Source organism: Citrobacter sp. 506 (assembly GCF_050434985.1).
Classification (GTDB): domain Bacteria; phylum Pseudomonadota; class Gammaproteobacteria; order Enterobacterales; family Enterobacteriaceae; genus Citrobacter; species Citrobacter braakii.
In genome coordinates this window covers 1-23,155 of record NZ_JBNDJN010000004.1, presented here as the reverse complement: position 1 = coordinate 23,155, position 23,155 = coordinate 1, and the positions used below count along the sequence as shown (strand labels likewise).

Here is a 23,155-nt window from a genome sequence, read left to right as displayed (position 1 = left end):
TGGCAGGGGCTGGGGGAGGTGTCAACAAGCGGGCGAGTGAATGGATCAAAAGCCGGAACCGAGAAGATTCCGGCTATTGTTTGAATTATCAGGCAGTAACGCGCTGCTGGCGACGCTTCATAACGCGCTCGCGTAAAGTGTCATAAGCCCAGTTATAGAACATGGTGTATGGCAGGAAGAACAGGAAGAAACCTATTTCCAGCGTGAATGCCTGGAGCAGGCTGACGTTCAGCACATACGCCACGATGCTCACCCCGATGACAATAAAACCGCTCTCGAAGCCTAAGGCGTGGAATGCCCGCACTTTAGCCGTACGTTTTACCAGGTGCGACGGCCACAGTCGGTCAAACAGGGCGTTATAAATGATATTCCAGATCATCGCCGTCGTGGCGAGAAGAATGGTCAGTCCGCCCATTTCCAGCACCGAGCGCTGCATCAACCATGCGGTGGTTGGTGCGAGGATCGCGGTGGCAATGCCTTCAAAGCAGACGGCATGAAAAATTCGCTCCAGTAACGAGCGGCGTTGGACTGTATCGTGTTGCATAATCTAAAACCTTCTTTGATGCCCGGATAACGGAATGGTGGCAATTTTATCGTTTTATGTGATATCTAAAAGATAGTATCCATCGATAAAGTAGATAGTTCATGCGTTACTCTCCTGAAGCGTTAACGGCATTTGTGGAGACCGTTTCCTGCGGCTCATTTTCTGCTGCGGCCCGGCGGCTGCGTAAAAGTCAGTCCACCATCAGCACGGCCATTGCGCATCTGGAAGCCGATCTCGGTTTTGCGCTGTTTGACCGCTCATCACGTCAGCCGACGCTAACCGAAGAAGGTAAGCGGGTGCTGGGCTATGTGCAGGCAATTTTGACGGCCAGCGAACGTCTTGATGAGGCGGCAATTTCGCTGTCGGGTGAAACGGAAGCGCGTCTGACCTTCGTTTTGTCTGACACGCTGCACCCGGATGTGCTGGAAGAATTGATGGTGCAGTTTGACCACAAGTTTCCCCATACCGAGTTTGAATGTCTGATTGGCGAAGATGAAGACGTGATCGATCTGCTGCAAAAAGGACGTGCTCAGGTTGGGTTGATCGAAGCGCGGGAGGATTACCCGACCGACATGGGCGTCACGCGTCTGCCGATGCAAACCTGGATGGGATTATACGTTGCGGCATCACATCCACTGGCGACTCAAGAAAAACTGCAGTGGGAACAGCTACATACCTGGCGAGAGCTGCGGCTGAATACCTATCTGGAAAGCGGCACCAACGTGGCGCGCGGCCCCGTCTGGTCGGCGCCTAACTATTTGTTGCTGCTGAGTATGGCGGTGCAGGGATTCGGCTGGTGCGCGCTCCCTTGTGCGCTGGTGGAGGAGTTTGCGGCAGAAAAACCGCTGGTCCAATTGATGCTGCCCGGCTGGCCAAAGGCTATCTCTATCGATCTGCTGTGGAATAAGAAATCACCGCCTGGCGTGGCGGGAAGTTGGCTGCGCGACCATTTACAGCAGAGTGGCGTTCAGATGACCAATAAATGATACGAATTTCCTTTGTGATAAAAATCACCGTTTTTAAACAACCTTGATAACTCTTTTTAACAATCATCTACTATTGCGGTGTTATTTTGCGCTGAGGTGGTGATGAAAGAGGTTGTGATAGTCGGGGCGTTACGGACACCGATCGGCTGCTTCCAGGGGACGCTGGCGCGCCACTCTGCCGTTGAATTAGGTAGCATGGTAGTCAGGGCGTTACTGGAGCGCACGGGCGTGGACGTTCACGCTGTGGATGAAGTGATCCTCGGGCAAGTGCTTACCGCAGGTGCCGGGCAAAACCCGGCGCGTCAGTCCGCCATCAATGGTGGGCTACCCAATACCGTTTCCGCCATCACCATTAACGATGTCTGCGGCTCGGGTCTGAAAGCGCTGCATCTGGCGACCCAGGCTATCCAGTGCGGCGAAGCCGACATTGTGATTGCGGGCGGACAAGAGAATATGAGCCGTGCGCCGCATGTCCTTACTGATAGCCGTACCGGCGCACAGTTGGGCAACAGTCAACTGGTCGACAGCCTGGTGCATGACGGCCTGTGGGACGCTTTCAACGATTACCATATGGGCGTTACCGCGGAAAATCTGGCGCGGGAATATGGCATCAGCCGTGAACTGCAGGATGCCTACGCACTGCATTCGCAGCACAAGGCGCGGATGGCAATTGACGCCGGGCGCTTTAAAGATGAAATCGTGCCGGTGGTAACGCAGCGTAATGGGCAATCGTTCGTGGTGGATACCGACGAACAGCCGCGCACCGATGCCAGCGCAGAAGGGCTGGCGCGCCTGGATCCGACCTTCGACAGGCTCGGTTCAGTAACCGCGGGTAACGCGTCATCCATCAATGATGGCGCCGCTGCGGTGATGATGATGAGCGAGGCTAAGGCCCAGGAGCTGAATTTGCCGGTGCTGGCCCGCATTCGTGCCTTTGCCAGCGTCGGGGTCGATCCCGCGCTCATGGGAATTGCGCCGGTGTACGCGACGCGCCGTTGCCTTGAGCGTGTGGGCTGGCAACTGGCTGATGTTGATCTTATCGAGGCCAACGAAGCCTTTGCCGCACAGGCATTGTCCGTTGGAAAAATGCTGGAGTGGGATGAACGGCGAGTGAATGTGAACGGCGGAGCCATTGCGCTTGGTCATCCGATTGGCGCATCTGGCTGCCGTATTCTGGTTTCACTGGTGCATGAAATGGTGAAGCGTCGGGCGCACAAGGGCCTGGCAACGTTATGTATCGGCGGTGGTCAGGGCGTGGCGCTCGCTATCGAGCGAGATTAACCCCCCGAAGTTTTCTCTGCTTAAACGCCTTTCCCGCTGTATTTCCCCTGCATCTATAAAAAAGCCCTCCAACAGGAGGGCAAGGCCAGTTACAGAAACATACACTCTAAACTCTGCTAACGTATCAAAACGGCGTTTCATTTCATGTGATTAACAGCGCACTTTGTTAGAAAAGGTGTGTCAACGACATGTGAGGCTGGCTGTATTTTCAATGTCTTATCCCTACCCCTCATGAACTACTCGTGTTTGTTTTTATCTATCTAATTGTTTTAAATAATTTTATTTAAATCATTCCCGCGATTTATATGCGCTAGCGTGATCGCAATTACACTTTTGATAATAAGATGCAGAAAAAGTGAAACGTTGTTTTATTTGTAATTGAAAACCCATTCCGGGAGGGATATCATGAGCGCATAAGATAAAACGGAACAGCGTTTTGCTATTCGTTTAAGCATTCACGGTCAATTTATCACTGGAGGTAAATGTGGACGTAAGACAAAGCATCCATAGTGCGCATGCGAAAACCCTGGATACTCAGGAGCTGCGTAATGAGTTTTTGGTCGAAGAAGTGTTTGTCCCAGATGAATACACCATGGTCTACAGCCACATTGACCGCATCATTGTTGGCGGCATTATGCCAGTGGCCAAAACCGTCTCTGTGGGTGGCGAAGTCGGCAAACAGCTGGGCGTAACCTACTTCCTCGAGCGTCGTGAGCTGGGTGTGATTAACATCGGTGGCCCGGGCACGATTACCGTTGACGGCCAGTGCTATGAAATTGGTCATCGTGACGCGCTGTACGTCGGGAAAGGGGCCAAAGAAGTGGTATTCGCCAGCATCGATACGGCGAAACCAGCGAAGTTTTACTATAACTGCGCGCCGGCCCACACGACTTATCCAACCAAAAAAGTCACGCCAGCAGACGTTGCGCCAGTAACGCTGGGCGATGACCTCACCAGTAACCGTCGTACCATCAACAAATATTTTGTGCCGGATGTGCTGGAAACCTGCCAGTTGAGCATGGGTCTGACCGAACTGGCGCCGGGTAACCTGTGGAACACCATGCCGTGTCATACCCATGAACGTCGTATGGAAGTCTATTTCTATTTCAATATGGAAGAAGATACCTGCGTCTTCCACATGATGGGGCAGCCTCAGGAAACGCGTCATATTGTGATGCACAACGAGCAGGCGGTGATTTCGCCGAGCTGGTCAATTCACTCCGGCGTTGGCACAAAAGCTTATACGTTCATTTGGGGCATGGTCGGCGAAAACCAGGTCTTTGATGATATGGACCATGTAGTGGTCAAAGATCTGCGCTAGTTGCGGGCGATAGCCGTGCCTGCTGCGGCGGGCATTATAAAAAATTAAGGATTTACAATGATTTTGAATGCATTCTCTCTTGAAGGTAAGGTCGCCGTTGTGACCGGTTGTGACACTGGCCTGGGTCAGGGTATGGCGTTGGGTTTGGCTGAAGCGGGCTGCGATATCGTGGGGATCAACATCGTTGAACCGACGGAAACTATCGAACGCGTGACCGCACTGGGGCGCCGTTTTTTAAGTCTGACCGCCGACCTGCGTCAAATTGACGGCATTCCGGCGTTGCTGGAGCGCGCAGTGGCAGAATTCGGTCATATCGATATTCTGGTCAACAACGCAGGTCTTATCCGTCGTGACGATGCGATCGACTTCAGCGAAAAAGACTGGGACGACGTGATGAACCTGAACATTAAGAGCGTGTTCTTTATGTCTCAGGCCGCGGCGAAGCACTTTATAGCTCAGGGTAACGGCGGCAAAATTATCAACATCGCCTCTATGCTTTCTTTCCAGGGCGGGATCCGCGTGCCGTCTTACACCGCGTCTAAAAGCGGCGTAATGGGCATCACCCGCCTGATGGCGAACGAGTGGGCTAAACATAACATCAACGTCAACGCAATTGCGCCGGGTTACATGGCGACGAACAATACTCAACAGCTGCGCGCTGATGAGCAGCGTAGCGCAGAAATTCTCGATCGTATCCCGGCGGGTCGTTGGGGTCTGCCGAGTGACCTGATGGGGCCGATTGTGTTCCTGGCATCCAGCGCATCTGACTATATCAACGGCTATACCGTTGCGGTAGACGGCGGCTGGCTGGCGCGTTAATCTGCTTTCCAGAACTGACAAACCCTGCCCTTTGGCAGGGTTTGTCGGTTAAACATAAGGTGAATGTAGCAATACACCGGAGGCGACATATTCATTCCCTCTGGAACAACATTATGCCGCCAGGCAGATTACGAACAGATAAAATTACGCAGGCAGAAAATCTTCGCGCATGGGCGTAAAGGTATCCAGTAGCGTTCCCGGTTTTAAACAGACGCAGCCATGCATAATGTTGGGCTGTTTATATAGGGTATCGCCTGCCCTAACGACATGCATTTCTTCGCCGATGGTAAATTCAAACTCCCCAGACAAAACGTAAGTCAGCTGCTCATGCGGATGATTGTGCATCGGACCAATCGCGCCTTGCTCGAAGTTCACCTCAACCGCCATCATTTTACCGTCGTGAGCAAGAATGCGTCGGGTAACGCCATTGCCCAGATCTTCAAGGGTGGTCTCTTTATGAAAAATAAACATTCTGCCTTCCTGTAATTAAAACAATGTTTCATTAAACCTATATCAGAAAATTAAAAAAAGAAATGCACGCCAACAGATGTGGAAAGTTGATCACATCTTTGGTTCACTGGAGAGATAACAACAAATCAGGGGAAATGATGAAAACGATCGGTCTGTTAGGCGGTATGAGCTGGGAATCCACCATTCCTTATTATCGACTCATTAATGAAGGGGTAAAACAGCGTCTGGGTGGCCTGCACTCGGCGCAGATTCTGTTGCACAGCGTAGATTTTCACGAGATTGAAGCCTGTCAGTCTGGCGGTGACTGGCAGCGGGCTGGGGAGATCCTCGCGCATGCTGCCGCAGGGCTTCAGCAAGCCGGAGCGGAAGGGATTGTGCTGTGTACCAACACCATGCACAAAGTTGCTGAGGCGATTGAAACCGCCTGTGACGTGCCGTTCCTGCATATTGCCGATGCGACGGGTCGGGCCATACAAAACCAGCAGATGAGCAACGTGGCGCTACTGGGTACGCGCTACACCATGGAGCAGGATTTTTACCGCGGGCGCCTACAGACTGAATTTGGTATTAGTACGCTTATTCCTGAGGCTGATGACCGTCAGAAAATAAACCAGATTATTTTCGACGAGCTGTGCCTCGGTGAGTTCAGCAACGCCTCCCGCGACTACTACCTGAGCGTAATTGATCAGTTGGCTAAACAGGGCGCTCAAGGGGTTATCTTTGGCTGTACCGAGATTGGTTTGCTGGTTCCAGCCGAGCTAAGTCCATTACCGGTTTTCGACACCGCGGCAATCCATGCGCAAGATGCGGTGGCGTTTATGCTTTCGTCTGTGGAGACAAAATAGCCTCCAGCGGATCGATAAGCCTCGGGAGATGGGCTTGCAGATGCGCTGTAAAAGCATCGACCAGCGCCGAGGCAGGGCGATGAAGTGGGTGGATCAGGCTGACCGTAAAGGGTACCGAAATGCTGAAGCGGCGGATAACCACTCCGCTGCTGGCATAATCCAGCGCGGTCAGTGGGTTCACCACCGAGATCCCCACGCCCGCCCGCACCATTGCACAAATTGAAGCGGCGCTGTGGGTTTCAATCACCATGCGGCGCTTCACCTGATGTTCGTTAAACAGGGTGTCCAGTAGCTGACGGTAACTGTCGGTCCGCGACAGGCTGATATAGTTCTCTCCCTGAAAATCCTGCGGCGTTAATACCGCTTTCTCGGTCAGCGGATGCCCCTGCGGCAGTACACACACTTCATCCAGCGCCAGCAATTCGGTGCGTTTCGTTCCGGCTGGCGTATGCAGCGTTTCCGTTAACCCCAGATCGTGGCGCTGCGCCGACAGCCACTCTTCCAACAGTGGTGACTCCTGCGGCACGATCTGAATGTTGACCTGCGGATAGCGCGCGAGAAATGGCTGTAGCAGCGGCGGTAAAAAGGACTGCGAAAATACCGGCAGGCAAACAATCGACAATTCACCTTGACGAAATTCGCGCAGGCTTTCGGCGGCGCTCACAATTCTGTCCAGGCCGTACCACGAACGTTGTACCTCTTCAAACAGACGTAAGCCTTGCACGGTTGGATGCAGTCGGCCACGCGTGCGTTCAAACAGCGTTAATCCCAGGACTTTTTCGAATCGGGCCAGTTCCCGGCTGACGGTGGGCTGCGAGGTATGTAGCATGCGCGCGGCTTCCGTCAGATTGCCTGCGGTCATGATGGCGTGAAAAATTTCAATGTGACGCAGGTTAACCGCGGGCATAAGCAATCCTCAAATGAGCTAATCCATATCATTTTTGCATAGACTCAAGATAAAACGATATTTTTTATTCTTTTTGAGCTGTGGCGTAATCATAAAAAAGCCAATACCGGAGCACGCCATGCCACGCCCACTCAACAACACAGACACTGACCTGACCGCCGACAACCTGTTGCGCCTGCCTGCCGAATTCGGCTGCCCGGTGTGGGTCTATGATGCGCAGATTATTCGCGCGCAGATTGCCAAACTGAGTCAGTTTGACGTGGTGCGTTTTGCCCAGAAGGCATGTTCGAATATTCATATTTTGCGCCTGATGCGCGAGCAGGGCGTGAAGGTCGATTCCGTCTCGCTTGGCGAAATTGAACGCGCGTTGGCGGCAGGTTTTGTACCGGGCAAAGATGAGATTGTCTTTACCGCCGATATGATTGATGAAGCGACGCTCGCCCGGGTGCATGAATTGAGCATTCCGGTAAATGCCGGGTCGGTCGATATGCTGGAACAACTGGGCCAGCTCTCGCCGGGCCATCGCGTGTGGCTCCGCGTAAACCCTGGCTTTGGGCATGGACACAGTCAGAAAACCAATACCGGGGGAGAAAACAGCAAGCACGGTATCTGGTACAGCGATCTTCCGGCGGCGCTGGAGGTAATTCAGCGCTATAAGCTGAAGTTGGTGGGTATTCATATGCATATCGGCTCTGGCGTGGACTACGCGCATCTGGAGCAGGTGTGCGGCGCGATGGTGCGTCAGGTGGTGGAATTTGGTCAGGATCTGGAGGCGATCTCCGCAGGCGGCGGTTTATCAATCCCGTATCGCGAAGGTGAAGAGGCGATCGACACCGATCACTATTTTGGATTGTGGAACGCCGCGCGCGATAGTATTGCGCGTCATCTGGGTCATGCCGTCAAACTGGAGATCGAACCAGGGCGTTTCCTGGTCGCGGAAGCCGGCGTGTTAGTGGCGCAGGTGCGCAGCGTGAAAGAGATGGGCAGCCGTCACTTTGTGCTGATCGATGCGGGCTTCAACGATCTGATGCGCCCGGCCATGTACGGTAGCTATCACCATATCTCCGCGCTGGCGGGAGATGGTCGTTCTCTGCAACAAACTCCTCAACGGGAAACCGTGGTGGCCGGACCGCTGTGCGAATCAGGCGACGTGTTTACCCAGCAGGAAGGCGGAAATGTGGAAACCCGTCTGTTGCCTGCGGTGGTGCCGGGTGATTATCTGGTTTTGCATGATACCGGGGCGTACGGAGCGTCAATGTCGTCAAACTACAATAGCCGCCCGCTGCTGCCGGAGGTCTTGTTTGATAACGGCGTGGCGCGACTGATTCGTCGTCGCCAGACCATTGATGAGCTGTTAGCGCTGGAATTAATCTGAGTAAAGCTGGCCGGATAAGGTGCTTGCGTCGCCATCCGGCTCTTTTTCATATTACTTAAAGTACGGTCCGAGCGTTACTGAGTCACGTAATACCAGTTTGCCGGTAAACGGAGGGATCGGCTCCACGCTCTCACCGTTGGCCAGACGTATAGCCTGGTCGATTGCCGTGGTTATCATGGTATCAATCGGCAGATAAACGGTAGATAACCCCGGTTCCAGCCATTTGGCGCTGGGCGCATCATCAAAACCAAACAGCGAGACGTCCGTCGGGATCCTCAGTCCGGCCTGATGTAACGCTTTTGATGCACCTAATGCCATGTCATCGTTACAGGCGAACAGGGCGCTGAATTTCACCCCTTCCTCCAGCAGTTCTCGACAGGCTTCATAGCCTCGCGTCATCGTGGAGTCGCCGTATTTAACCTTATCAGGATCCCAGGGAATACCGTTTTTTTCCAGAGCCTTACGATACCCCATCAGGCGGGATTTACCGGTAGGCGTATGGCCTGGCACGGTGATGCAAGCAATATCGCTGTGCCCCTGCGAGATCAGATAATTGACCGCCTGATACGCCGCGTCTTCCTGCTCAAAGAAAATCGCGCGATCGCGGGCCTGACTGACATCACGGTTGATGACAAGCAAGGGCATCGCAATGCTGTTCATCAGCGACATAATCGCCTTTTCACTCATATAGCGGGTATAAAGAATAATGGCGTCGCACTGCCTGTCGGCCAGCATTTGCACGGCTTCCTGCTCACGCTCCGGCGTGTCGTGACCATCGGTGACGATCAACTGCTTGCCGTGAGACTCCGTCTGGCGCGAGGCCTGTTGCAGCAGGCGGCCAAAGTAGAATCCATCAAATGTGGAAACCACCAGGCCAATGCTGTTGCTGGTGCGATTCGCCAAAGAGCGCGCTAAAAAGTTGGGCCGATAATCGAGTGCCTGCATGGCCTTGAACACTTTCTGGCGCGTGCTCTCTTTTACCTGACCCGTTCCATTTAGTACGCGCGAAACGGTCGCTTTTGAGACGCCTGCGTGTCGTGAAACGTCCAACATCGTAGTCATGACGCAATCCTGGTTAATCGTTTGACGATGAGTTCCCCGGCTCTGTCAGCGCCGAAACGGAATGGCGACGCACCAGAGTTGGGTTAAAGACGTGGGTAATTTCAGGTGCGGGTCGCTTCTCCGCCAACGCGAGCGCCAGTTCAGCGGCCTGGGTTGCCATCGTCACGATGGGATAGCGTACCGTGGTCAGACGTGGGCGCACATAGCGGGAAATCAGCACATCATCAAAGCCAATCAGCGAGATTTCTCCCGGCACATCAATGCCGTTATCATTCAATACGCCCATGGCGCCAGCCGCCATTGAGTCGTTGTAGCAGGCTACCGCAGTGAAGTTTTTGCCACGACCAAGTAACTCGGTCATGGCCTGTTCACCGCCGCTTTCATCCGGTTCGCCGAACGTCACCAGTCGATCGCTTACCGGTATATTGCTCTCCGCCAGCGCGTCGTAATAGCCTTGCAGACGATCTTCCGCATCAGAAATACTGTGATTGGAACACAGGTAGCCAATGCGCGTATGGCCCTGTTGAATAAGGTGTCGGGTAGCGAGCCACGCGCCGAAACGGTCATCGAGGGCAACGCAGCGTTGTTCGAATCCCGGCAGAATTCGGTTAATCAATACCATGCCGGGGATTTGCTTCATTAATGAAGCCAAATCCGCATCCGGGATGATTTTGGCATGGACAACAAGGGCCGCGCAGCGGTGGCGAATGAGCTGTTCAATCGCCTGACGTTCCTTCTGTTCATTATGGTAGCCGTTGCCAATCAGCAAAAAATTCCCGGTGTTATAGGCCACCTGCTCGACAGCTTTAACCATTGCCCCAAAGAATGGATCGGACACATCACCAACGACCAGTCCGATGGTTTCAGTGGATTGTTGCGCCAGTGCACGCGCATTGGCATTGGGGTGGTAGCTGAGTGATTCCATTGCACTCGTTACGGCCAGACGCGATGCTTCGCTGGCTTTGGGGGAATCATTGATCACTCGAGAAACGGTGGCGACTGATACACCAGCTAGTCGGGCTACATCCTTTATGGTCGCCATGATAGTACCTGTTGTGGGTAAACGCTTACATTCCGTCAGTGTTACGGAAAATGGCTGGCTGTTCAAGCAGATTGCCCGTCAGGACCTCGCAAATGTGAGCGCGCGCGAGCGAAGTAAGACAGAAAATAGAAAATGCTAATTTTTGCTTACACTTTGCGATGTGCTGTTGCGATTGTTCGCTGGTGGGAGAACTGAGCGGATTGCTAAAGTTGGGATCCCAGAGGTATTGATAGGTGAAATCAACTTTCGGGTTGATCACTAGAATTACACCAGCCTGCGCAGATGCGCAGGTTTTTTTTTGCCTTCAGCCTATCTGTAACAGTAACCGATAATTTACACAACTCGTTGCATTTGGGTTCATTCCTTTGCGTTTTCGTACTGGCGTATCTGGCTGCTGACGACCACAATCAAGATCCCAGAGGTATTGATTGGTGAGATTATTCGGTACGCACTTCGTACCTGTCTCTTGCACCGACCTGCGCGGATGCGCAGGTTTTTTTTCGGACTGTATTTACCTGTTTACCTGTCGCGCCCATTCCCCAACTCGTATACTCTCCCACCATTAATGTTTCTATAATTAATGGCACAGGGAGTTGAGATGCTATTTGGCTTTTTTCGTAATCTGTTTCGCGTGCTTTTCCGCGTTCGCGTCACGGGCAATGTCAGCGCGCTACAGGGAGAACGCGTTCTAATCACTCCCAACCACGTCTCATTTATAGACGGCATCCTGCTGGCGCTATTTTTACCGATTCGTCCTGTCTTCGCCGTTTACACCTCGATCAGCCAGCAATGGTATATGCGCTGGCTAACCCCGCTGATTGACTTCGTGCCGTTAGACCCAACCAAACCGATGTCGATTAAGCATCTGGTCCGTCTGGTCGAGCAGGGCCGTCCGGTGGTGATTTTTCCCGAAGGACGCATTTCGACCACCGGTTCGTTGATGAAAATATATGACGGTGCCGGGTTTGTCGCCGCGAAGTCGGGAGCGACGGTCGTTCCTGTCCGCATTGAGGGGGCTGAGCTTACCCACTTCAGCCGCCTGAAAGGTTTGGTTAAACAGCGATTCTTCCCGCGTATCCAACTGCACATTCTACCGCCGACTCAAATGCCAATGCCGGAAGCCCCGCGAGCTCGCGATCGCCGCAAAATCGCCGGTGAAATGCTGCATCAAATTATGATGGAAGCACGCATGGCGGTACGCCCGCGTGAAACGCTATACGAGTCGCTGCTGGCGGCAAAATACCGTTTTGGCGCGGGCAAAAACTGCATTGAAGATGTTAACTTTACGCCAGACAGCTACCGCAAACTGCTGACTAAGACGCTCTTTGTGGCCCGTATTCTGGAAAAATACAGCGCCGAAGGTGAAAAAATCGGCCTGATGCTGCCAAATGCGGGGATCAGCGCGGCGGTCATTTTTGGAGCCATTGCGCGTCGACGCATTCCGGCCATGATGAACTACACGGCGGGCGTGAAAGGGTTAACCAGCGCTATTACTGCGTCTGAAATCAAAACGATCTTCACTTCCCGACAGTTTCTCGATAAAGGCAAACTCTGGCATCTACCGGAACAGCTCACCCAGGTACGCTGGGTTTATCTGGAAGATTTAAAAGCCGATGTGACGTTGAGCGATAAGCTGTGGATTTTCTCACATCTGCTGGCACCGCATCTGGCGCAGGTGAAACAGCAGCCGGAAGAGGCTGCTGTGATCCTCTTTACGTCTGGTTCGGAAGGCCATCCGAAAGGCGTGGTCCACAGCCACAAGAGTATTCTGGCGAACGTTGAGCAGATTAAAACAATTGCCGATTTCACCGCCGATGACCGCTTTATGTCGGCACTGCCGCTGTTCCACTCCTTTGGCCTGACGGTGGGATTATTCACGCCGCTACTGACCGGTGCGGAAGTGTTTCTTTATCCCAGCCCGCTTCATTACCGCATTGTGCCGGAGCTGGTATACGACCGGAACTGCACCGTGTTGTTTGGTACTTCAACGTTCCTCGGTAACTATGCGCGTTTCGCGCACCCGTACGATTTCCACCGCTTGCGCTATGTGGTGGCAGGCGCGGAAAAACTGCAAGACAGCACAAAGCAGCTATGGCAGGAGAAATTTGGCCTGCGCGTCCTTGAAGGCTATGGCGTGACGGAATGTGCGCCGGTTGTGTCGATCAATGTGCCGATGGCGGCAAAATCAGGAACGGTAGGGCGCATCTTGCCTGGCATGGATGCCCGACTGCTAGCTGTTCCGGGTATTGAGGATGGTGGGCGTTTACAACTGAAAGGCCCGAATATTATGAGCGGCTATTTGCGCGTCGAAAAACCTGGCGTGCTGGAAGTGCCGACGGCAGAAAATGCGCAGGGTGAGATTGAGCGCGGCTGGTATGACACCGGAGACATCGTCCGCTTTGATGAAAACGGCTTTGTACAGATCCAGGGGCGCGCCAAGCGTTTTGCTAAAATTGCCGGAGAGATGGTCTCGCTGGAAATGGTTGAGCAACTGGCATTGGCGGTATCTGCAGACAAAATGCACGCCACGGCGATCAAGAGCGATGCCAGCAAAGGTGAGGCGCTGGTGCTGTTCACTACCGACAGCGAACTCACGCGTGAAAAACTACAGCAGTATGCGCGAGCGCATGGCGTGCCTGAACTTGCCGTGCCGCGTGATATTCGCCACCTGAAGCAACTCCCATTACTCGGCAGCGGTAAGCCGGATTTTGTTACGCTGAAAAGCTGGGTCGATGAGCCGGAAAAACAACATGATTGAGTCAGCGCACACTAACACTTCAATCTGGTCCAAAGGGATGATGTCCGTCATCGCCGCGCAGTTTCTGTCGGCGTTTGGCGATAACGCACTGCTGTTCGCCACGCTGGCGCTGCTGAAGGAAGAATTTTATCCGGACTGGAGCCAGCCAATCCTGCAAATGGTGTTTGTGGGCGCTTACATCCTGTTTGCACCATTTGTTGGACAGGTGGCGGATAGCTTTGCCAAAGGCAGAGTGATGATGTTCGCGAACGCCCTGAAACTGCTGGGCGCGGCGAGTATTTGCTTCGGCATTAATCCGTTTCTCGGGTATACGCTGGTGGGGATTGGCGCGGCCGCGTACTCACCGGCCAAGTATGGCATTCTCGGTGAATTGACCACCGGTGACAAACTGGTGAAAGCCAACGGCCTGATGGAAGCCTCCACTATCGCCGCGATTTTGCTCGGTTCTGTCGCTGGTGGCGTTCTGGCCGACTGGCATGTGATTGCCGCGCTTTCTGCCTGTGCGCTGGCCTATGCTGGCGCCGTGGTGGCTAACCTGTACATCCCGAAACTGGCCGCGGCTCGTCCTGGCCAATCCTGGCATCTGGGGAAAATGACGCGCAGTTTCTTCTGCGCCGCTTCTTCGCTGTGGCGCAACGGTGAAACACGTTTTTCGTTGGTCGGAACCAGCCTTTTTTGGGGCGCGGGCGTCACGCTGCGTTTTCTGCTGGTGCTGTGGGTTCCGGTGGCGCTCGGCATCACCGATAACGCTACGCCGACCTACCTCAATGCTATGGTAGCGATTGGGATTGTCGTAGGCGCGGGGGCGGCAGCGAAGCTGGTGACGCTGGAAACCGTGTCGCGCTGTATGCCAGCGGGGATCCTGATTGGCGTCGTGGTGCTGATTTTCTCACTTCAGCATGCGCTGCTTCCGGCTTACGCGTTGCTGATGCTTATCGGCGTGTCAGGTGGCTTCTTTGTGGTACCGCTGAATGCGTTGCTGCAGGAGCGGGGCAAGAAAAGCGTCGGTGCGGGTAATGCGATCGCTGTGCAAAACCTGGGCGAAAACAGCGCGATGCTGCTGATGCTTGGGATTTACTCACTGGCAGTGCTGGTGGGGATCCCGGCGGTAGCGATTGGTATTGGATTCGGTGCGCTGTTTGCGCTGGCGATTGCGGCGCTGTGGATTTGGCAGCGCCGCCAGCCTGGTACGAGATGAATGAACAATGAATGTGCCGGATGGCAGCGTCGCCTTATCTGGCCTACAGAGAGCAGCAATTTGTAGGTCTGATAAGCGTAGCGCCATCAGGCACTAACCGTCACGGTGCAGGATAGGTATACACCTGATGCACCGCTTCAATCTCTGCCAGTACTTCTTCGCTCAACTCCAGATGCAGGCTTTCAACGTTGGTTTTTAGCTGCTCCATCGTCGTGGCTCCCAGCAGGGTGCTGGCGACAAACGGCTGACGACGCACGAATGCCAGCGCCATTTGCGCAGGATCCAGATTATGGCGTTTCGCGATATCCACATAGGCCGCAACGGCTTTTTGCGTTTGCTCGCCGCTGTAACGCGTGAAACGGCTAAACAGCGTATTGCGTGCACCGGCTGGCTTCGCGCCGTTCAGGTATTTACCGGTTAATGTACCGAAGCCAAGGCAAGAGTAGGCCAGCAGTTCAACGCCTTCATACTGGCTCACTTCCGCCAGTCCAACCTCATAGCTGCGATTCAGCAGGCTGTAGGGGTTCTGGATGGTGGCGATGCGCGGCAGATCGTGTTTGTCCGCCAGGTGCAGGTAGCGCATCACGCCAAACGCGGTTTCATTGGACACGCCGATGTAGCGAATTTTCCCCGCGCGCTGAAACTCTGCCAGCGCGTCCAGCGTATCCAGCAGCGAAACGACTGGCGCAGAGTCCGTCCAGCTGTAGCCTAACTTACCAAAGCAGTTGGTCGGGCGCTGCGGCCAGTGAACCTGATACAGATCCAGGTAATCGGTTTGCAGTCTTTTCAGGCTGTCGTGCAGCGCTTCACGAATATTTTTACGGTCCAGCGCCTGATTCGGTCGAATACCGCTGTCGTTGTTACGTGAAGGCCCACTGACCTTAGAAGCAACGATTAGCTTTTCACGGCTGCCGTGTTTGGCGAGCCAGTTACCTACGTAGGTTTCGGTGAGACCCTGGGTTTCAGGACGCGGCGGTACCGGATACATCTCGGCAACGTCGATCAAATTTATGCCTTGTTCTACGGCATAATCGAGCTGTGCATGTGCGTCGGCTTCGCTGTTTTGTTCACCAAACGTCATTGTGCCCAGCCCCAGTGTACTGACTTCAAGCGAGCTGTGGGGTATACGGTGATATTGCATAGCCGTTTCCTTTTTATAATCACGACATAAGGATTATAAAAATGGCTGAGGGAAGAGAAAAAGGGAAGTAAAATTGTTAAGGCCAGCGCGCTGCTGACCTCAACCATCAGCGTTCAATGATTTGAGACACATCATCGCGATTAATCTGCATCGCATTGCCTTGCTGGTCGTGATAGCTCACCAGACCGGTATCATCGTCAATTTCTGGTTTTCCATCGGTCAGGATCATTCGACCATCTTTTGTCGCCATAACATAATCACTGCTGCATCCGGAAACGGCAAAAGCCAGTCCTACGGCGGAAATCAAAACTGCCCATTTTTTCATCTGCTTATCCTCACATGGCCTGCATCTGACAATAGTTTAGTAATAACGCGAAGTTGTGCATGGCGAAAGCAGTAAAATCTTAAACTGTGAGAAGAGGTAGGTGTGGCGCGCATTCGCTCCCCGTGCGGGGAGCGATGGATTTCATCAGAGCGGATTTTTTTTATTACGCCACAGGTTCAGGGTCTCTACCGCAATAGAGAAGAACATGGCGAAATAGATATATCCTTTCGGAACGTGGACGTCGAAACTTTCCAGAATTAGCGTGAAACCGACCAGAATCAGGAACGAGAGTGCCAGCATTTTTACCGAAGGATGGCGATCGACAAAATCGCCAATCGGGCGTGCAGCAAACATCATCACACCCACGGCAATCACCACTGCAGCCATCATGATAAACAGATGATCGGACAAGCCTACCGCAGTAATCACGGAATCCAGGCTGAAGATAATGTCTAACAACATGATCTGCACAATCGCGCCCAGAAAAGAGGAAACGCGGGTTTTCAGCCCCTCTTCCTCACCTTCAATGGATTCGTGGATCTCCTTACTGGCTTTCCAGATCAGGAACAATCCCCCGAGTAGAAGGATCAGGTCGCGCGCTGATATTGCCTCGCCAAACACTTCGAATAGCGGGTTTGTCAGACGCGTTACCCAGGCGATAGAGGCCAGCAGTGCCAGACGCATGATCATCGCCGCCGCAAGCCCAATACGTCGGGCATGATTGCGTTGCGCTGTCGGGAGTTTGGCTACAACCAGAGAGAGGAAAATAATATTGTCGATCCCAAGAACGATCTCCAGCAGCGTCAGCGTACCGAGCGCAAGCCAGGCGTTAGGATCGGTTATCCATGCAAATAACATCGAACAAAGTCCTGCCAAAAAAAAGAAGCGGTAATTATAGGCCCGTAACGCGGCGGGTGAAAGACCGGACGGTGCCTATTGCGCCTGGAACAAGAAATGTCGCTCAAGCAATGCGCGCGTGAAGTTCTTTTTCAAGTAAAAACCGCGTGGTAGGGTCAGGATGGGTTCGCCATGGGCGCCAATGGCCTCGGTAAGCGCTCGGGCGTTGGCGGCTTTAGGACGCAGCTGTAGCACTTCCCCATGGCGGGCAGTGATGCGTTCGACGTGGCCTAACACTATCATGTCCATCAACTCTTCCCAGTCCAGACGCAATTGCCGGTCTTCTTCTTCATTCGGGCTCCACAGCAGGGGAGAACCGACGCGGCGCTCCGCCAGCGGGATGCTGCGTTCGCCTTCTACCGGGATCCACAGAACGCGTTTAAGTTTGTGCCGCACATGGCTGGTTTCCCAGGTAACGCCGGTATTGCCGGTTAACGGTGCCACGCACACAAAGGTGGTTTCCAGCGGTCTGCCAAGGCTATCCACTGGGATTGTTTTCAGCTCCACGCCCAGCGCCGCAAAATCCTGTTCCGGTTTGCTGCCCGCACTGGCGCCGAGCCAGATTTCCAGTAGTACGCCAATCCAGCCTTTATCGCGCTTGAGATCCTTGGGGGTAACGAGTCCTGCCATTGCCGCCAACTCTCCCAGCGCGTAGCCCGAAAGCAGCCGTGCCTGGCTCAACAACTGGGCTTCAGATTCAGGGGGAGAAAGCAGCGGATGGAGTTCTGACATCGGGTTAACCCTTAGGTGAAAAAATGAGCAAAGATTTTATACCGTGTGGACAGAGTTTATCTTTTTCCACATGCTTTATTCAATTCTATGATTTATATTGGTTTTTAGATTCACATACGCAGAGTTGCGCAACAGCGAAGCGGGTTTTCCAATTCTGGTCACTGACAATGAACAGGATCTTACACCATGTTATCCACAGAAAGATGGGATAACTGTGAAAAACCCCCACTACTGTTTCAATTTACAGCCTTGACGTGCGACGAAAATCGAATTTTCACACAAATTGTGCCTAACTTATTGGCATAATCTGTGGATAAAACCAACGCTGGTCGATCTTTCATCAGCCTAAAGATCGTGTGCGTGATATACGTCACATTTCTATGGGTTTATTTGCGCTTAACGGTTTTAACTTAATGAATATAGAGGACTATTTTTGATATGTGACGAATGTCTTATTCGGACTGTTCTGGGTTTTCCCATAGTAATTCCGTACTTCTTCACAACTATATCCACAGAAAAGGTGAATAAAATCGCCTTGCTTGCCCTTCTTCTGTTTATAACTCCGCCCTTAGCTGTGAGTTATTCAATTGTTATTAGAGTATCGCGCCCTTAACAGAGTGGTTTACCGCCTCTCTGGAGTGTGAAACAATCGTTTGTATATAAGGTTTATATTGAGGTAGTCCGGTGATTGATGACGATGGCTACCGCCCGAATGTAGGGATAGTAATTTGTAACCGCCAGGGGCAGGTCATGTGGGCCCGGCGATTTGGTCAGCACTCCTGGCAATTCCCGCAAGGTGGGATAAATGCAGGAGAGACAGCAGAGCAGGCGATGTACCGGGAACTCTTTGAAGAAGTGGGGCTCAGTCGTAAAGATGTACGGATCCTTGCTTCTACTCGTAACTGGTTGCGTTACAAGTTACCGAAACGTTTGGTGCGTTGGGACACGAAGCCGGTTTGTATCGGCCAGAAACAAAAATGGTTTCTTCTGCAATTGGTCAGCAGCGATGCTGAAATCAATATGCAAACCAGCAGTACACCTGAGTTCGACGGCTGGCGCTGGGTGAGTTACTGGTATCCGGTTCGACAGGTGGTGTCATTTAAACGCGATGTCTATCGCAGGGTGATGAAAGAATTCGCAAGTGTTGTCATGGCGCTTCAGGAGAGCACTCCTAAGCCGCAAAGCGCACCTGCGTACAGACGTAAAAGAGGTTAAGCTACGCAAATTATGCTCACCCGCCTGCGCGAAATAGTCGAAAAGGTGGCCAGTGCTCCGCGTCTGAATGAAGCGCTGAATATTCTGGTTACCGACATCTGTCTTGCGATGGATACAGAGGTCTGTTCGGTTTATTTGGCCGATCACGATCGACGTTGTTATTACCTCATGGCGACCCGGGGACTGAAGAAACCGCGTGGTCGTACTGTCGCACTCGCGTTTGATGAAGGTATCGTTGGCCTGGTTGGCAGGCTGGCGGAACCTATCAACCTCGCCGATGCGCAAAAACATCCCAGCTTTAAATACATCCCTTCGGTAAAAGAAGAGCGTTTTCGTGCGTTCTTAGGCGTACCGATTATTCAGCGCCGTCAGCTGTTAGGTGTGCTGGTGGTCCAGCAGCGCGAATTGCGCCAGTACGATGAAAGTGAAGAGTCTTTCCTCGTCACGCTCGCCACGCAAATGGCGGCTATTCTTTCGCAGTCGCAGCTAAACGCGCTGTTCGGCCAATACCGGCAAACGCGCATCCGCGCATTGCCCGCCGCGCCTGGCGTGGCAATAGCCGAAGGCTGGCAGGATGCGACGCTGCCGCTGATGGAGCAGGTCTATCAGGCTTCAACGTTGGATCCGGCGCTTGAGCGCGAGCGGCTCACCGGTGCGCTGGAAGAGGCGGCGAATGAATTCCGCCGCTACAGCAAACGCTTTACCGCCGGGGCGCAGAAAGAAACGGCGGCGATTTTTGATCTCTATTCACACTTGCTTTCCGATACTCGTCTGCGCCGTGAGCTGTTTGCGGAAGTGGATAACGGTTCGGTGGCCGAGTGGGCCGTTAAAACGATCATTGAAAAGTTTGCCGAACAGTTTGCCGCGCTGAGTGATAACTACCTCAAAGAGCGGGCCGGAGATTTACGCGCGCTGGGCCAGCGTCTGCTGTTCCATCTTGACGACTCGATCCAGGGGCCGAATACCTGGCCGGAACGCTTTGTGCTGGTGGCGGATGAGCTTTCCGCCACCACGCTGGCGGAACTTCCTCAGGACCGCTTAGTCGGTGTGGTTGTCCGGGACGGTGCGGCCAACTCTCATGCGGCTATTATGGTTCGTGCGCTGGGTATCCCTACCGTCATGGGGGCCGATATCCAGCCATCGGTGTTACACCGCCGTACGCTGGTAGTGGACGGTTATCGCGGTGAACTGCTGGTCGATCCAGAACCGGTATTGATCCAGGAATACCAGCGTCTTATCAGTGAAGAAATAGAACTGAGCCGCCTGGCGGAAGATGACGTCAACCAGCCAGCACAGTTGAAAAGCGGCGAGCGCGTGAAGGTGATGCTCAATGCTGGCCTCAGCCCGGAGCATGAAGAGAAGCTGGGGAGCCGGATCGACGGCATTGGCCTGTATCGCACCGAAATCCCGTTCATGCTGCAAAGCGGTTTTCCTTCGGAAGAAGAACAGGTTGCGCAGTATCAGGGAATGCTGCAAATGTTTAACGACAAGCCGGTGACTCTGCGTACGCTGGATGTCGGCGCCGATAAACAACTGCCCTATATGCCGATCAGTGAAGAGAACCCATGCCTTGGCTGGCGTGGCATTCGCATAACGCTCGATCAGCCGGAGATCTTTTTGATCCAGGTTCGGGCCATGCTGCGTGCCAACGCGGCAACCGGCAACCTGAGTATTTTGCTGCCGATGGTCACCAGCATTGATGAAGTGGATGAAGCGCGACGTTTGATTGAACGCGCCGGACGCGAAGTGGAAGAGATGATCGGCTACGCGATCCCAAAACCGCGCATTGGCATCATGCTGGAAGTTCCGTCGATGGTGTTTATGCTGCCGCATCTGATAAACCGGATAGACTTTATCTCGGTCGGAACCAACGATCTCACCCAGTACATTCTGGCTGTCGATCGTAACAATACGCGGGTGGCCAGCATTTATGACAGCCTGCATCCGGGTATGTTACGTGTGCTGGCGATGATTGCGCAGGAAGCCGAAAGAAGCGGTATCGATTTGCGATTGTGCGGTGAAATGGCGGGCGACCCGATGTGCGTGGCCATTCTGATCGGCCTGGGTTTTCGCCATTTGTCGATGAACGGTCGTTCCGTGGCTCGCGTTAAATATCTGCTGCGCCATATCGATTTTGATGAGGCGCAAACGCTGGCGCAACGCAGTCTGGAAGCGCAGATGGCGACAGAAGTACGCCATCAGGTGGCGGCTTTTATGGAACGCCGTGGCATGGGGGGACTGATTCGCGGGGGATTGTGAATCGAGGGCTGGTAACAGTAGGTATACATATCTTTTAACTGTAATCGGCATCCGCTGCGATCCCCATGTGCTATCATTCGCACCTTTGGAGCGCCTGCATTATGCAGGCGCGCTTATCAATTGCTGTCTGACTTCAGCGAAATAACAAGAACTTGTGGTGACAGATGACCAGTAGCTATCTGCATTTTCCGGATTTCGATCCGGTCATTTTCTCAATCGGACCCGTCGCGCTTCACTGGTACGGCTTAATGTATTTGGTGGGGTTTATTTTTGCGATGTGGCTGGCGACGCGCCGTGCTAATCGTCCGGGCAGTGGCTGGACCAAAAATGAAGTAGAAAATCTACTGTATGCGGGCTTCCTCGGGGTTTTCCTCGGAGGACGTATTGGTTACGTACTGTTCTATAACTTCCCGTTATTCCTCGATAATCCGCTGTATCTGTTCCGCGTTTGGGACGGCGGGATGTCCTTCCACGGTGGGCTGATTGGTGTGATCCTGGTGATGATTATCTTCGCCAAACGCACCAAGCGTTCGTTCTTCCAGGTTTCTGATTTCATTGCCCCGCTGATTCCGTTTGGTCTGGGCGCAGGGCGTCTGGGCAACTTTATCAACGGTGAGCTGTGGGGACGCGTTGATCCGAACTTCAAGTACGCCATGCTGTTTCCGGGCTCCCGTACCGAAGACATTTTACTGCTGCAAACTAACCCGCAATGGCAGTCTATTTTTGATACCTACGGCTCGCTGCCGCGCCACGCCTCACAGCTTTATGAGATGGCGCTGGAAGGCGTTGTGCTGTTTATCATTCTTAATCTGTACATTCGTAAACCGCGCCCGATGGGCTCGGTATCCGGTCTGTTCCTGATTGGTTATGGCGCGTTTCGTATTATCGTTGAATTCTTCCGCCAGCCGGATGCGCAGTTTACCGGCACCTGGGTACAGTACATCAGCATGGGACAGATCCTCTCAATCCCGATGATTGTCGCAGGCATTATTATGATGGTTTGGGCGTACCGCCGCAGCCCACAGCAACACGTTTCCTGAGGAACCATGAAACAGTATTTAGAACTGATGCAAAAAGTGCTGGATGAAGGCACACAGAAAAACGACCGTACCGGAACCGGAACGCTTTCCATTTTTGGTCATCAGATGCGTTTTAATCTGCAGGAAGGGTTCCCGCTGGTTACGACTAAACGCTGTCATTTACGCTCGATCATTCATGAACTGCTGTGGTTTTTGCAGGGCGACACCAACGTTGCCTACCTGCATGAAAACAACGTCTCAATCTGGGACGAATGGGCGGATGAAAACGGTAATCTGGGCCCGGTTTATGGCAAACAGTGGCGTGCGTGGCCTACGCCAGACGGTCGCCATATTGATCAGATCACCACGGTGTTAAACCAGCTCAAAAATGACCCGGACTCTCGCCGAATTATCGTTTCTGCATGGAACGTCGGTGAGCTGGATAAAATGGCGCTGGCGCCGTGCCACGCGTTCTTCCAGTTTTACGTGGCGGATGGCAAGCTCTCCTGCCAGCTGTATCAGCGTTCGTGCGATGTGTTCCTCGGTTTGCCGTTTAACATTGCCAGCTACGCCTTGCTGGTACACATGATGGCGCAGCAGTGCGATCTGGAAGTGGGTGATTTTGTCTGGACCGGTGGCGACACGCATCTGTACAGCAATCATATGGATCAAACGCATCTGCAGCTTAGCCGCGAACCGCGCGCGCTGCCGAAGCTGGTCATCAAACGTAAGCCTGAATCTATCTTTGACTATCGCTTCGAAGATTTCGAAATTGAAGGCTACGATCCGCATCCTGGTATTAAAGCGCCAGTGGCTATCTAATCGGCTTCATGCTGTCACAACCGACGCCCGTGTGCGTCGGTTTTTTTTGTGCACAGAAAACCCCCAGCTAGGCTGGGGGTTCCGGAAAGCTTTCAGCTTTGGGCCAGTTATTAAAACCCCTTTTGATTTGTTAAAA

21 protein-coding genes are annotated in these 23,155 nt (G+C 53.2%); 12 read left to right on the top strand and 9 right to left on the bottom strand.

The window, feature by feature from the left end:
- Window positions 1-88: 88 nt before the first annotated feature.
- Window positions 89-544, bottom strand: a complete 456-nt coding sequence (locus ABIE10_RS15620; protein WP_016154290.1) for a multidrug/biocide efflux PACE transporter — start codon at window positions 542-544, stop codon at window positions 89-91.
- 101 nt (window positions 545-645) lie between these two features.
- Between ABIE10_RS15620 and ABIE10_RS15615 the strand changes: the two genes are divergently transcribed.
- The 4 genes from ABIE10_RS15615 (at window position 646) to kduD (ending at window position 4,951) form a co-directional block, all read left to right on the top strand.
- On the top strand, window positions 646-1,530 hold the full coding sequence (locus ABIE10_RS15615) for a LysR family transcriptional regulator (RefSeq protein WP_016154289.1): 885 nt from the start codon (window positions 646-648) through the stop codon (window positions 1,528-1,530).
- A 102-nt stretch (window positions 1,531-1,632) separates the two neighbouring features.
- A complete protein-coding gene (locus tag ABIE10_RS15610) occupies window positions 1,633-2,811 on the top strand; it encodes an acetyl-CoA C-acetyltransferase (protein WP_006686936.1) in 1,179 nt (392 codons plus the stop codon).
- A 484-nt stretch (window positions 2,812-3,295) separates the two neighbouring features.
- Window positions 3,296-4,132 (top strand): 5-dehydro-4-deoxy-D-glucuronate isomerase, encoded by an 837-nt coding sequence (gene kduI, locus ABIE10_RS15605; protein WP_429156262.1) that lies wholly within the window; start codon window positions 3,296-3,298, stop codon window positions 4,130-4,132.
- Window positions 4,133-4,189: 57 nt separating this feature from the next.
- Complete coding sequence (gene kduD / locus ABIE10_RS15600; protein ID WP_046276126.1) at window positions 4,190-4,951, top strand: 2-dehydro-3-deoxy-D-gluconate 5-dehydrogenase KduD; 762 nt, start codon at window positions 4,190-4,192, stop codon at window positions 4,949-4,951.
- Between the two features lie 144 nt (window positions 4,952-5,095).
- Here the strand turns inward: kduD and ABIE10_RS15595 are convergent, their stop codons facing one another.
- Window positions 5,096-5,422, bottom strand: a complete 327-nt coding sequence (locus ABIE10_RS15595) for a cupin domain-containing protein (protein ID WP_065554331.1) — start codon at window positions 5,420-5,422, stop codon at window positions 5,096-5,098.
- A gap of 137 nt (window positions 5,423-5,559) precedes the next feature.
- On the opposite strand from ABIE10_RS15595, the gene ABIE10_RS15590 reads away from it, so the two are divergent.
- Window positions 5,560-6,267 carry an aspartate/glutamate racemase gene (locus tag ABIE10_RS15590; protein WP_429156443.1) on the top strand — a complete coding sequence of 236 codons (708 nt, stop codon included), beginning with the start codon at window positions 5,560-5,562 and terminating at the stop codon, window positions 6,265-6,267.
- Here ABIE10_RS15590 and ABIE10_RS15585 read toward each other — a convergent pair.
- Window positions 6,239-7,174 carry a LysR family transcriptional regulator gene (locus ABIE10_RS15585; RefSeq protein WP_103766709.1) on the bottom strand — a complete coding sequence of 312 codons (936 nt, stop codon included), beginning with the start codon at window positions 7,172-7,174 and terminating at the stop codon, window positions 6,239-6,241. The genes ABIE10_RS15590 and ABIE10_RS15585 overlap by 29 nt on opposite strands.
- Window positions 7,175-7,292: 118 nt before the next feature.
- On the opposite strand from ABIE10_RS15585, the gene lysA reads away from it, so the two are divergent.
- A complete protein-coding gene (gene lysA / locus ABIE10_RS15580; RefSeq protein WP_016154282.1) occupies window positions 7,293-8,549 on the top strand; it encodes a diaminopimelate decarboxylase in 1,257 nt (418 codons plus the stop codon).
- A gap of 51 nt (window positions 8,550-8,600) precedes the next feature.
- Here the strand turns inward: lysA and ABIE10_RS15575 are convergent, their stop codons facing one another.
- Complete coding sequence (locus ABIE10_RS15575) at window positions 8,601-9,611, bottom strand: LacI family DNA-binding transcriptional regulator (RefSeq protein ID WP_008785715.1); 1,011 nt, start codon at window positions 9,609-9,611, stop codon at window positions 8,601-8,603.
- Between the two features lie 13 nt (window positions 9,612-9,624).
- Window positions 9,625-10,653 carry an HTH-type transcriptional regulator GalR gene (gene galR / locus ABIE10_RS15570; protein WP_016157382.1) on the bottom strand — a complete coding sequence of 343 codons (1,029 nt, stop codon included), beginning with the start codon at window positions 10,651-10,653 and terminating at the stop codon, window positions 9,625-9,627.
- 598 nt (window positions 10,654-11,251) lie between these two features.
- Here galR and aas point away from each other — a divergent pair.
- Window positions 11,252-13,411: a bifunctional acyl-ACP--phospholipid O-acyltransferase/long-chain-fatty-acid--ACP ligase gene (gene aas, locus ABIE10_RS15565; protein WP_429156258.1), complete on the top strand. Its 2,160-nt coding sequence runs from the start codon at window positions 11,252-11,254 to the stop codon at window positions 13,409-13,411.
- Entirely contained in the window at window positions 13,404-14,609 is a 1,206-nt protein-coding gene (lplT, locus tag ABIE10_RS15560; protein ID WP_429156256.1) for a lysophospholipid transporter LplT, read from the top strand. The genes aas and lplT overlap by 8 nt, the downstream gene beginning before the upstream one ends.
- Before the next feature lie 100 nt (window positions 14,610-14,709).
- Here lplT and ABIE10_RS15555 read toward each other — a convergent pair whose 3' ends face one another.
- From ABIE10_RS15555 to mutH, 4 genes are all read right to left on the bottom strand, one after another.
- Window positions 14,710-15,750: an NADP(H)-dependent aldo-keto reductase gene (locus ABIE10_RS15555; protein WP_046276130.1), complete on the bottom strand. Its 1,041-nt coding sequence runs from the start codon at window positions 15,748-15,750 to the stop codon at window positions 14,710-14,712.
- Window positions 15,751-15,856: 106 nt separating this feature from the next.
- Complete coding sequence (gene ygdR, locus ABIE10_RS15550; protein WP_000758660.1) at window positions 15,857-16,075, bottom strand: lipoprotein YgdR; 219 nt, start codon at window positions 16,073-16,075, stop codon at window positions 15,857-15,859.
- Between the two features lie 144 nt (window positions 16,076-16,219).
- A complete protein-coding gene (locus ABIE10_RS15545; RefSeq protein ID WP_016154277.1) occupies window positions 16,220-16,933 on the bottom strand; it encodes a TerC family protein in 714 nt (237 codons plus the stop codon).
- A gap of 75 nt (window positions 16,934-17,008) precedes the next feature.
- Complete coding sequence (mutH, locus tag ABIE10_RS15540) at window positions 17,009-17,704, bottom strand: DNA mismatch repair endonuclease MutH (protein WP_053389719.1); 696 nt, start codon at window positions 17,702-17,704, stop codon at window positions 17,009-17,011.
- Window positions 17,705-18,388: 684 nt separating this feature from the next.
- Here mutH and rppH point away from each other — a divergent pair.
- The 4 genes from rppH (at window position 18,389) to thyA (ending at window position 23,019) form a co-directional block, all read left to right on the top strand.
- Complete coding sequence (rppH, locus tag ABIE10_RS15535) at window positions 18,389-18,919, top strand: RNA pyrophosphohydrolase (protein WP_003825602.1); 531 nt, start codon at window positions 18,389-18,391, stop codon at window positions 18,917-18,919.
- A 12-nt stretch (window positions 18,920-18,931) separates the two neighbouring features.
- Window positions 18,932-21,178, top strand: coding sequence for a phosphoenolpyruvate--protein phosphotransferase (gene ptsP, locus ABIE10_RS15530; protein ID WP_016154275.1), 2,247 nt, complete (start codon window positions 18,932-18,934; stop codon window positions 21,176-21,178).
- A 164-nt stretch (window positions 21,179-21,342) separates the two neighbouring features.
- Entirely contained in the window at window positions 21,343-22,218 is an 876-nt protein-coding gene (gene lgt, locus ABIE10_RS15525; RefSeq protein WP_003825606.1) for a prolipoprotein diacylglyceryl transferase, read from the top strand.
- Window positions 22,219-22,224: 6 nt separating this feature from the next.
- Entirely contained in the window at window positions 22,225-23,019 is a 795-nt protein-coding gene (thyA, locus tag ABIE10_RS15520; RefSeq protein ID WP_003033990.1) for a thymidylate synthase, read from the top strand.
- Window positions 23,020-23,155 lie beyond the last annotated feature (136 nt).

What these genes read in the sequence shown, in the direction of transcription:
- ABIE10_RS15620 (WP_016154290.1), bottom strand. Translation starts at nt 544, where the DNA reads ATGCAACACGATACAGTCCAACGCCGCTCGTTACTGGAGCGAATTTTT.
- ABIE10_RS15615 (WP_016154289.1), top strand. Translation starts at nt 646, where the DNA reads ATGCGTTACTCTCCTGAAGCGTTAACGGCATTTGTGGAGACCGTTTCC.
- ABIE10_RS15610 (WP_006686936.1), top strand. Translation starts at nt 1,633, where the DNA reads ATGAAAGAGGTTGTGATAGTCGGGGCGTTACGGACACCGATCGGCTGC.
- kduD (WP_046276126.1), top strand. Translation starts at nt 4,190, where the DNA reads ATGATTTTGAATGCATTCTCTCTTGAAGGTAAGGTCGCCGTTGTGACC.
- ABIE10_RS15595 (WP_065554331.1), bottom strand. Translation starts at nt 5,422, where the DNA reads ATGTTTATTTTTCATAAAGAGACCACCCTTGAAGATCTGGGCAATGGC.
- ABIE10_RS15590 (WP_429156443.1), top strand. Translation starts at nt 5,560, where the DNA reads ATGAAAACGATCGGTCTGTTAGGCGGTATGAGCTGGGAATCCACCATT.
- ABIE10_RS15585 (WP_103766709.1), bottom strand. Translation starts at nt 7,174, where the DNA reads ATGCCCGCGGTTAACCTGCGTCACATTGAAATTTTTCACGCCATCATG.
- lysA (WP_016154282.1), top strand. Translation starts at nt 7,293, where the DNA reads ATGCCACGCCCACTCAACAACACAGACACTGACCTGACCGCCGACAAC.
- ABIE10_RS15575 (WP_008785715.1), bottom strand. Translation starts at nt 9,611, where the DNA reads ATGACTACGATGTTGGACGTTTCACGACACGCAGGCGTCTCAAAAGCG.
- galR (WP_016157382.1), bottom strand. Translation starts at nt 10,653, where the DNA reads ATGGCGACCATAAAGGATGTAGCCCGACTAGCTGGTGTATCAGTCGCC.
- aas (WP_429156258.1), top strand. Translation starts at nt 11,252, where the DNA reads ATGCTATTTGGCTTTTTTCGTAATCTGTTTCGCGTGCTTTTCCGCGTT.
- lplT (WP_429156256.1), top strand. Translation starts at nt 13,404, where the DNA reads ATGATTGAGTCAGCGCACACTAACACTTCAATCTGGTCCAAAGGGATG.
- ABIE10_RS15555 (WP_046276130.1), bottom strand. Translation starts at nt 15,750, where the DNA reads ATGCAATATCACCGTATACCCCACAGCTCGCTTGAAGTCAGTACACTG.
- ygdR (WP_000758660.1), bottom strand. Translation starts at nt 16,075, where the DNA reads ATGAAAAAATGGGCAGTTTTGATTTCCGCCGTAGGACTGGCTTTTGCC.
- ABIE10_RS15545 (WP_016154277.1), bottom strand. Translation starts at nt 16,933, where the DNA reads ATGTTATTTGCATGGATAACCGATCCTAACGCCTGGCTTGCGCTCGGT.
- mutH (WP_053389719.1), bottom strand. Translation starts at nt 17,704, where the DNA reads ATGTCAGAACTCCATCCGCTGCTTTCTCCCCCTGAATCTGAAGCCCAG.
- ptsP (WP_016154275.1), top strand. Translation starts at nt 18,932, where the DNA reads ATGCTCACCCGCCTGCGCGAAATAGTCGAAAAGGTGGCCAGTGCTCCG.
- lgt (WP_003825606.1), top strand. Translation starts at nt 21,343, where the DNA reads ATGACCAGTAGCTATCTGCATTTTCCGGATTTCGATCCGGTCATTTTC.
- thyA (WP_003033990.1), top strand. Translation starts at nt 22,225, where the DNA reads ATGAAACAGTATTTAGAACTGATGCAAAAAGTGCTGGATGAAGGCACA.